Here is a 7234-nt window from a genome sequence, read left to right on the forward strand (position 1 = left end):
AGGACGTCCACGAGTTCGCTCAGCGACGCGACCGTGCGCAGCCCGTCCTGTCTGGCACGATCACGCGCCTCATCGCTGGGATCCCACCCCACCGGTTCGTGACCCTCCGCCAGGGCCTTGCCGGCCAACCCCGACCCCATCCGACCCAAACCCACGATGCCGAACCTCACAGACGGTCCTTCCTCTCGTCTACACCTCGTCTCCACGGTAGGAACACCTCGGAGGGCTCGTTACATCCGCTCTCCCTGCCCCCGCCCCGGCCCGTCATCACGTCAGCACCTCACGGAGCTGTTCGACCGTCGGTGCTCCAGCCGGACCCTCGGGGGTGTCGTAGATCCGGCAAGACAGCCCGACCGGTTCGTCTCCCTCAGCGAACGGGTCGACCCCGTCCACCAGGATCGTCGGCGATCCCCGGAACCCCGCGTCCTCGGCCGCCTCCGGCGTGTCGATCACCTCGTGGGACAGTTCGAACCCGATCTCAACGGCGAGCGTCCGCAACCGTTCGTCCGCCAACCGCCAGTGCGGGCAAGCGTCGAAGTACTGGATCGTGACCTGCATGCGCCCTCCGTCCGCGCTTCGGCTGAGGCTGCTCAAGCCGGGCCATCGAGGTCGGGCAGGGTCTGTTCACCCCAGACGCGACCCAGCGCGACCGCGTCCGCCAGGGACAGGATGAACGTGTCGGGGTTGGCGTCGGTCCAGGCGGTAGCGGAGGCCTCATCGGTGAAGAAGTGGATGAAGTGGCAGAACTTCGCGATCACGTCCTCACGCCACTCGTCGGGGAGCGTGAACGACAACGTCAGGTCACCGTGGGACAGGTCGCGCACCTCGCCGCCGGTGATGCGGAAGGCGATCGGCTCCCCGCTCCGGGCGTCCGCGGAAGCGATCTCCGCCTCTCCGCCAAGCCAGGGGGTCAGGATGAACGGGTCCCAGGCGCACCACGTGAAGAGGTCTCTCCCATGTACGCGGTACGCGTGGGGTGGCATGTGCGCGACGGTCAGACCCCAGAACCCGATCACCCGGTCCTCCTCGTCGCGGTACACGCCAGGCCGACCCTCGATGAAGGCGGCAGCCTCTCGCGTCCCCTGGTCTGTGCGCTCCGCTAGCGTCGCTACCTCCACGGGCGTTCCTTCGGCGAGGGTCCGCAGCAGCGTCAGTGCGTGTCGCTGCTCCCGGGGCTCGAGTCCGACGTTCGCCTTCTGTAACGTCGCAGCGATCTCGTCGAGGTCCGGTGGCTCGGTGGGCATCTCTCCTCCTTCGTCGATCAGCCGGGTGAGGCCGCCTCGGGACGGATCCGGTTGCCGCGATGGACGGTAGACCTTCCAGTACGATAGAAGGTCAAGTGCCAGATCGTGTCGGGAGGAGGACCGCATGCTGATAGGGGAGCTCGCCGACGAGACCGGCGTCCCGGCCAAGACCCTGCGCTTCTACGAGGGCGAGGGACTGCTGCACGAACCCGCACGACTGCCCAACGGCTACCGGGACTACGGGCCTGCCGCGGTCGACCGGGTGACGTTCATCAAGCAGGCCCAGTCGGCCGGGCTCACGCTCGCCCAGATCGGCGAGGTCCTCGCGATCCGTGACCGCGGCGAGACACCGTGCGCTCACGTCGCCCACGTGATCGACCGTCGGCTCCAGGAGGTCGACCGGCGCATCGCCGAGCTGCGTGCGACCCGGGGAACACTGGCCGAGCTCGCCGAGCGGAGCGGCCGGCTGGACCCCGACGACTGCGACGGCTTCTGCCACATCATCGAAGGAAACGCATAGGCCGGGTGAGCGGACCGTTCCCGGCCCCTCTCCCCCACGAGGTGTCACATCGAGGGCTGACGTACCGGACGACGGATCTCTCGGAACACGATCGCAGCTGTCACGCCGGGGATCGCGACCAGAGGAGACAGAAGGTCGCGTAGCCCACGGACGCGATGAGCATCCCCGAGGCAACGGCGGCGAAGGAGCGTCGGGTGATCGGTGTCGCCGTCGCGGACGACCTCGACAACGCCGTCGGCGGTCATACGTACCACCACCGATGAGCGGTGCTCCCTGACTCGCCTTAGGCGACGAGGGCACCGCCCGTCACAGGAGCCCGCGATCGGCCACGGTGATGGCGAAGGCCCACAGGAAGTACAGGGCGCCGGCTGAGAGCAGCACCCCGACGGTCTTCTCGACGACCGGGACGTAGCGGCGCAACGATCTGGCGGTCCGGGTCGCACCCGCGGAGGTCCCTATCGCGACCAGCGGCAGGCCACGGCCCAGGCCGAACGCCGCGAGGATCGTGGCACCGTACAGCGGGCTGCCGGTGGCCACGGCCCCGAGGATCACCGGTAGGAGCAGGGGTGTGCACGACGGACAGGCCAGCAGTCCGAACGGGACCCCTGCCGCGAACGCCCCACCGAGGCTGTCGGCGGCGGGCAAGTCAGGCGTGAAGCTGGGCATGGACGGACGCCACAGCCCGAGCACGATGACTGCCAGGACGGCCAGGACGAGGAACATCAGCGCGAACCAGACAGCCAGGCGCGCTTCCAGCCACGAGATCGCGGCATGGCCTCCGGCAGCGAACACCGCCCCGATAAGGGCGTCGACCACGAGCACCCCTCCGACGAACGCCACGGCCAGAGCGGCAGCGCGTCGACGTGAGTGCGCGTGCCCCTGTAGCACCGCGCCCACGACGGCCGGCGTCATGGCCAGGCTGGACGGAGCGAACGCGGCCGCCAGTCCGAGCACGAAGGCCAGTCCGAACGCCACCGGCGAGACCCGCTCGAACGTCGCTTGGGCTGCTCCGGTGCCAGCAACCGCCCCCGAGACCTGGGTGAACGCCCACAGTCCGAGCGCGACGAACAGCACCACGGCGGCGACGACACCGGCGAGTTGGAGCACAGACCAGGACCGGTCCTCGTCGGTCGGGCTGAGGTCGTAGCCCATCTCGGTGACCCGTTGACGCACGGTGACCTCGTCGACGTCGCCGGTCACCGTGGCGACCGCCGCGGCTGCATCGACGCTCACCCGTTCCACCCCCTGCAGTCGGGACAGTCCCTGGTGGACGGTCTTCGCACAGCCCGGACAGGTCATTCCGTGCACGGGCACCTGCAAGGTGGCCTGGACGTCGCCCGACGTGTCGGACGGGACCGGTGGCGCGATCTCGCGGGTCATCGTTGATCCTGTGCCGTGCGGTCGGTCGTGCGATGTTCGATGAGCTGGCAGTAGTAGTCTCCGTCGCTGTCGGCGAGGGACCGTTCGAGGAGGCGGACGAGCTCGTCACGGGCGCGACGCATGTCGCTGATGCGTTCATCGAGTTCGTCGATGCGGTCGCGGGCCACGTCAAGGACGTAGTCGCACGGCGTTTCGCCCCGGTCGCGTAGTGCGAGGATCTCCGCGATCTCGCCCAGGTGCAGGTCCAGCTCGGTGGCCCGACGTACGAACGCGAGCCGTTCGGCGTCGTCGGGGCCGTAGTCGCGGTAGCCGGCGTCGGTGCGTGGGGTTCGGGCAGCAGCCCGATCGACTCGTAGTAGCGGATGGTCTTGGGGTTGACGCCGATCTCGTCGGCGAGCTCACCGATCAGCATCGTGGGCCTCCTCGAGGGCTTCCTCGGCGACGTCGCGTTCGAGCAGCCCGACCAGCTTGCCGTCGGAGTGGGTCACGAGGATCGCGTCGACGTCGGCCCGGCCCATCCGTTCGGTCAGTCCTTCCAGTTCTTCGCTGGGGCGCACCGTCGTGGGGCCCTCGTGCATCAGCTCGGAGACCGGGCTGTCCTCGTCCGCATCGAGAGCGGTGCGGTTCAGCCGCCCCAGCACGATCCCGTCGGCGTTGAGGACCGCCAGCATCCCGAACCGGGTCGACCCCAGCACGCCGCGGACGTCCCCGAGACGGTCGTCGACGCTGCAGGTCGCCACGTCTTCCGTGACGTGGTCACCGGCCAGGGTCGCGTACCCGTCGTAGGGCAGGCCGAACGCGAGCCAGTCCTGCTTGCCGGCGACGTAGTCGAAGGTCGGGTAGCCGAGCATCTCGAGCCGCCACGCGGCCCGGGGGCTCATGTCTCAGGTGTAGTCGTTGCAGTACACGACGACCGGCCGTTCACGGTCCAGCTTCGCCCGGACCTTCTCGACGTCCCAGCCCTTCAGCGGCAGGTGGATCGCACCCGCGAGGTGAGCCCAGTCGTACTCGGCGCGCGGCAGCACCTCCGCCACGACGGCGTTGTCCTCGTCGACGAGCCGTTGGACGTGGTCACGGTCGATGAACTGTGGCATCAGCGTTCTCCTTGGGGCCAGGTGAGCAACGGCATGTTCACGACGACGTCGGTCTCCTCCAGAGTGATCTCGCCGGCGGCGGCGGGGGCGGTGACCTCGTCGGCGGAACGAAGCTCCCGCGCCTGGGTCTCGTCACCCCAGGCGACCTGCACGATCCTGCGCAGCGGCCTGTAGCGATCGTCGCCTGGCGCGGAGGGGAACACGTCCGCCTGGAAGCCGAAGGGCCCGTCGCCTTCGATGCCGTTGGTGAACACGTACACCTCGCCGCGCGCCTCCTCCGGAGTCTCGGCAAGGGCGGGCACGACGAGCACCGGGGAGCCGCCCATCATCTCGGTGAGCATCCCGGCCACGTCCGGGTCAGAGGCCTCCGGGTGCACGAAGAAGATGACCTGCCCGTCGTAGAAGCCCTGCACCGGGGGGAGGCGCACGTCGGTCGCCGGCATGTCGGCCATCTGCCCGTCGTCACCTGCCGTGTCGCCGGACATCTGCATGTCACGGTCCAGCCCCCACACCCAGAAGGTGCCGAAGCCGAGCGTGACCACGGCGATAACTGAGGCGACGGCGATCCAGAACTTGACTGGCCGCCCGTCGACTTCCGCGTCCAGCCACGAGGCCGTCTGGTCCGCCTCGAGGTCGTCGGACGCCGCCCCCTGCCTCGTGTCGGTCATCGGCCGGCGTCCTCGCTGGGGTCGGTGTGACCGGCGACGTCGAAGCCCATCTCGTGCAGCTTCGCGCGGACCTGGCCCTCGAACACCTGCGGGATGTGCTCGACGGTGACCGTGTCGATCTCGTGTTCGGCGCGGACCTTCCGGATGCCCTCCATCGCCCCGAGGCGGTCCTCTATCCGCTGCGAGCAGTTGCCGCAGTGCATCGGGACCTCCAGCGCGAACGTGCGTGCCTCCTGGTGGACGGCCTGTTGAACATCTTCGGTGCGCTCGGCCGCCTCTCCTTGCTGCTGGTCGTGCTTGGTCGATCCGGCTTCGTGGGCGTGTTCGACGTGCTCGGCCTCTTCGGAGGTGTCCAGCCCGCCGTGGTCATGCTCCCGGCGGTGCCGTTCCTCGACCGGTTCGTCGGGATCAGCTTCCTCCTCGCCACGGGCTCGACGCAGCATCCGTCCGGCGAACGAGTTGCCCAGCACGGCGGTGACCGAGGCGATCATCGCGGCCATCGCCCAGATCGGGTGCACGAAACCGGTGGCGGCCGCGGGCACGCCGATGCCGTTGAACGCGAACGCCAGACCGAGGTTCTGCTTCGTCTTGCGGTAGGAGCGCACCCCGATGTCCCGGGCGTCCATGACCGCGCCCAACCGTTCGCTCATGATCACGAGTCGGCCGACTCGATCGCGATGTCGGTGCCGGCCCCGATAGCTACCCCCACGTCGGCCTGGGTCAGGGCCGGCGCATCGTTGATGCCGTCACCGACCATCATCACCCGCTGGCCCTCCTCCTGCAGTCGACGGACCTCGACGGCCTTGTCGTCGGGCAGTACCTCGGCCAGCACCCGTTCGATGCCGACCTCGTCTGCCACCGCCTCGCCGGTGCGCCGGTTGTCACCGGTGATCATCACCGCCGTGATGCCGGCGTCCTTCATGCGGCGGATCGTGTCGGCGGCGTCGGACTTGGTCTCATCGCCGATGCCGACCATCCCCAGAAGCTCACCCTCGCGGGCGACCCCCACGACCGTCAGGCCCTGTTCCTCCAGTCGCGTGAAGCGCTCGCGGGCGTCAGAGAGGTCGACGCCCTGCTCGTCGAGGAAGCCGGGCTTGCCGACCAGCACCCGCGCGTCGTCCACGGTCGCCTCGACCCCCTTGCCGGTGTGGCTGGTGAAGTCATCGGCCAGAACAACCTCCAGTCCGCGCTGCTCAGCGGCGTCCTCGATCGCCCGCGCCAACGGGTGCTCGCTGGCGGACTCCGCCGACGCAGCAGCTGTCAGTACCTCGTCGTCGCCGTGCCCGCCGACGCCGGCGACCTCACGCACGGCGGGCTCGCCCTTCGTGATGGTGCCGGTCTTGTCCAGCACGATCGAGGTGATCTCGCCCATGATCTGGAACGCCTCACCCGACCGCATCAGGATCCCCTCGCGGGCGGCCTCCCCACCGCCGCGGATCATCGCCAACGGTGTCGCCATCCCCAGCGCACACGGGTAGCCGAGTACGAGCACCGCCAGGGCGGCGAACGTCGCCCGGAAGAAGTTCGGCGACCCGCCGAACAGCACCGGGCCAAGTGTCCAGGCGAGGAAGCCACCTGCAGCGAACGCCAGCACACCGGGCACGAACCACTTGAGCACCGTGTCCACCAGCTGCAGCACACCCGGCTTCAACGCTCGGGCCTCCTCGATCGAGCGGGCCACCTGCGACAGGAACGACTCCTCACCGACCCGCGTCACCTCAACGACAAGGCTGCCGGTCTGGTTGATCGACCCGCCGATCACCTCGTCGCCCTCGACCTTCTCGGCCGGGATGGGTTCACCGGTCACCAGCGACTCGTCCACCGCCGACGCGCCATCAACCACCGTGCCGCCCACCGGCACCGACTCCCCCGGACGCACCCGCACCCGGTCGCCGACCTGCACCTCGTCGACCGGAACCTCCACCTCGTCCCCGTCACGGATGACCCGAGCGGTATCCGGCTGCAGATCCATCAGCTGGCGCACCGCCTGCGATGAGCGGGTCCGAACGACCTGGGACACGTAGTCGGACAGCAGGTGGTAGGCGGTGACGAACACCGCGCGGCGGTCGCCGTCCCGACGGAAGCGCTCCTCGAGGCCGGCGAAGCTTTCCCGAACCGCCTCGAGCGACGGGTACGGCTCCTCGATGTTCAGATCGGCCGCGGCCATCACGTCCCCCGGACCGCGAGCAGGTGCTCGGCGCTGCGCTCCGCGAGCGTCGTCGTCTCCGACGCGACGCCCACGCCGCAGAAGGGCGAGCTGTCGGTGCCGATCCGCGTGCAGAACACCGGCAACGTGCGCGAGCCGTTCCAGCTCCTCCTCGTCGACCC

8 protein-coding genes and 3 pseudogenes are annotated in these 7234 nt (G+C 69.2%); 1 reads left to right on the forward strand and 10 read right to left on the reverse strand.

The genetic code is table 11. From position 1 onward, the window contains the following. From KY469_21885 to KY469_21895, 3 genes are all read right to left on the reverse strand, one after another. A partial coding sequence (locus KY469_21885; protein MBW3665751.1) for a 6-phosphogluconate dehydrogenase occupies positions 1-140 on the reverse strand: 140 nt, incomplete at its 3' end. A gap of 127 nt (positions 141-267) precedes the next feature. Beyond that, the gene (locus KY469_21890) at positions 268-558 is read right to left on the reverse strand and encodes a thioredoxin family protein (protein ID MBW3665752.1); all 291 of its coding nucleotides are present in this window, start codon (positions 556-558) and stop codon (positions 268-270) included. Between the two features lie 32 nt (positions 559-590). Further along, a complete protein-coding gene (locus KY469_21895; protein ID MBW3665753.1) occupies positions 591-1244 on the reverse strand; it encodes a hypothetical protein in 654 nt (217 codons plus the stop codon). A 124-nt stretch (positions 1245-1368) separates the two neighbouring features. Here KY469_21895 and KY469_21900 point away from each other — a divergent pair, with 124 nt between their 5' ends. Further along, positions 1369-1764, forward strand: coding sequence for a heavy metal-responsive transcriptional regulator (locus KY469_21900; GenBank protein ID MBW3665754.1), 396 nt, complete (start codon positions 1369-1371; stop codon positions 1762-1764). A gap of 306 nt (positions 1765-2070) precedes the next feature. On the opposite strand, the gene KY469_21905 is transcribed toward KY469_21900, so the two are convergent. From KY469_21905 to KY469_21935, 7 genes and pseudogenes are all read right to left on the reverse strand, one after another. Next, a complete protein-coding gene (locus tag KY469_21905) occupies positions 2071-3144 on the reverse strand; it encodes a cation transporter (GenBank protein MBW3665755.1) in 1074 nt (357 codons plus the stop codon). Next, positions 3141-3473: pseudogene (locus KY469_21910) on the reverse strand (MerR family DNA-binding protein). The gene KY469_21905 and the pseudogene KY469_21910 overlap by 4 nt, the downstream one beginning before the upstream one ends. Continuing rightward, positions 3467-3556 (reverse strand): annotated as a pseudogene (locus KY469_21915) (MerR family DNA-binding transcriptional regulator). The pseudogenes KY469_21910 and KY469_21915 overlap by 7 nt, the downstream one beginning before the upstream one ends. After that, entirely contained in the window at positions 3543-4025 is a 483-nt protein-coding gene (locus KY469_21920) for a CBS domain-containing protein (GenBank protein MBW3665756.1), read from the reverse strand. Before KY469_21920 ends, KY469_21915 begins: the two are co-directional and overlap by 14 nt. 3 nt (positions 4026-4028) lie before the next feature. Further along, a complete protein-coding gene (locus tag KY469_21925; protein ID MBW3665757.1) occupies positions 4029-4238 on the reverse strand; it encodes a rhodanese-like domain-containing protein in 210 nt (69 codons plus the stop codon). After that, the gene (locus tag KY469_21930; GenBank protein MBW3665758.1) at positions 4238-4906 is read right to left on the reverse strand and encodes a hypothetical protein; all 669 of its coding nucleotides are present in this window, start codon (positions 4904-4906) and stop codon (positions 4238-4240) included. Before KY469_21930 ends, KY469_21925 begins: the two co-directional genes overlap by 1 nt. Positions 4907-5343: 437 nt before the next feature. Then, a pseudogene (locus KY469_21935) lies at positions 5344-7234 on the reverse strand (heavy metal translocating P-type ATPase).

Source organism: Actinomycetota bacterium (assembly GCA_019347575.1).
Classification (GTDB): Bacteria; Actinomycetota; Nitriliruptoria; order Nitriliruptorales; family Nitriliruptoraceae; genus JAHWKY01.

What these genes read in the sequence shown, in the direction of transcription:
- KY469_21890 (MBW3665752.1), bottom strand. Translation starts at nt 558, where the DNA reads ATGCAGGTCACGATCCAGTACTTCGACGCTTGCCCGCACTGGCGGTTG.
- KY469_21895 (MBW3665753.1), bottom strand. Translation starts at nt 1,244, where the DNA reads ATGCCCACCGAGCCACCGGACCTCGACGAGATCGCTGCGACGTTACAG.
- KY469_21900 (MBW3665754.1), top strand. Translation starts at nt 1,369, where the DNA reads ATGCTGATAGGGGAGCTCGCCGACGAGACCGGCGTCCCGGCCAAGACC.
- KY469_21905 (MBW3665755.1), bottom strand. Translation starts at nt 3,144, where the DNA reads ATGACCCGCGAGATCGCGCCACCGGTCCCGTCCGACACGTCGGGCGAC.
- KY469_21920 (MBW3665756.1), bottom strand. Translation starts at nt 4,025, where the DNA reads ATGAGCCCCCGGGCCGCGTGGCGGCTCGAGATGCTCGGCTACCCGACC.
- KY469_21925 (MBW3665757.1), bottom strand. Translation starts at nt 4,238, where the DNA reads ATGCCACAGTTCATCGACCGTGACCACGTCCAACGGCTCGTCGACGAG.
- KY469_21930 (MBW3665758.1), bottom strand. Translation starts at nt 4,906, where the DNA reads ATGACCGACACGAGGCAGGGGGCGGCGTCCGACGACCTCGAGGCGGAC.